General features: G+C 58.7%; 1 protein-coding gene. It reads right to left on the bottom strand.

The features are described from left to right. Window positions 1-276: transposase (locus SB751_RS30115; protein WP_410749034.1), on the bottom strand; the 276-nt coding region annotated here is incomplete at both ends.

Raw genomic sequence — 276 nt, 5'->3', positions numbered from 1 at the left:
CGAAGAAACCTTCGCACGCTGCATTATCCGGCGAACATCCTTTGCGCGACATCGACCGAATCAGTCTTGCATTATGCATCCGTGAGAGCCACCCCGGCCAGCGATAGTGTGCCCCGCGATCGGAGTGAACCACAGGCCGCTCCTCGCAGGCAGCCAGCGACTCAATCGCCGAATCCAGCATGGTGTTGACGAGTTCGGCATCCGGCCGCGTGCTGATTGACCAGCTCACAACGAGACCGTCGAAGCAGTCAATCACTGGCGACAGATACACTTTGC

Origin of the sequence: Cupriavidus sp. SIMBA_020 (genome assembly GCF_046535395.1) — a bacterium.
Classification (GTDB): Bacteria; Pseudomonadota; Gammaproteobacteria; order Burkholderiales; family Burkholderiaceae; genus Cupriavidus; species Cupriavidus campinensis.
This window is presented reverse-complemented; position numbering and strand designations above follow the sequence as displayed.